The 608-nt window shown below is 65.3% G+C and carries 1 protein-coding gene; it reads left to right on the forward strand.

All coding sequences use genetic code 11. From position 1 onward, the window contains the following. Nucleotides 1–39: 39 nt before the first annotated feature. Complete coding sequence (locus tag A7V84_RS00095; protein ID WP_063491431.1) at nucleotides 40–483, forward strand: hypothetical protein; 444 nt, start codon at nucleotides 40–42, stop codon at nucleotides 481–483. The last annotated feature ends 125 nt before the right edge of the window (nucleotides 484–608 follow it).

Below are 608 nucleotides of genomic sequence, written 5' to 3' on the forward strand. Positions count from 1 at the left end.
GGGAGGGCAGCAATGCAAACCCATCAAAGGAGCAAGTGTATGGAACCGAGTACCACGGGGGTGGGGGGCTGGGCGGCAATCAAGCTGGCGCTGGCGTTCGGACTGCCGGCGGCTCTGGCGGCAGCCTTGGGGCTGCTGATCATGCCGCCCCGCACGGCGCGGGAGTTCGTCACGCGGATTGTATGTACGGTGGTTAGCTCGTTCGCATTCGGGCCGCTGCTGGCTATCGGAATGCTGTCCTGGCGTCCTTCGCTGGCAGAGCAGGCGCATTGGCTGGCGCAGCGTGCCGGGACTGGCGAGGACAGCTTGCTGGCCATGCTCTACATGCTCGGGCCGTGCATGTTGCTCGCGGGGCTGCCGGCGTGGTGGGTATTGGGGGCGTACATGCGTTGTATGGCCAGCATGCGAGAGAAGGGCCTTTTGGCCTGGTTGGGTGAGGTGCGCGGGCGTTTGTTGGGCTGGCGCCGTGGCGGGGAGGGCTGATTGTGACCTTGGATCAGATCATCAAGTGGGCAATCAACCCGGCGCTGGCCCTGCTGCCCCCTGGCATGGATACGCCAGCTGCCCGCGTCATGCTGCTGTCCATCGGCCTGCAGGAAAGCCGCTTT

Origin of the sequence: Bordetella trematum (assembly GCF_900078335.1) — a bacterium.
Taxonomy (GTDB): Bacteria; Pseudomonadota; Gammaproteobacteria; order Burkholderiales; family Burkholderiaceae_B; genus Bordetella; species Bordetella trematum.

Excerpts from the sequence above, each read along its gene's own strand:
- A7V84_RS00095 (WP_063491431.1), top strand. The coding sequence starts at position 40 with ATGGAACCGAGTACCACGGGGGTGGGGGGCTGGGCGGCAATCAAGCTG.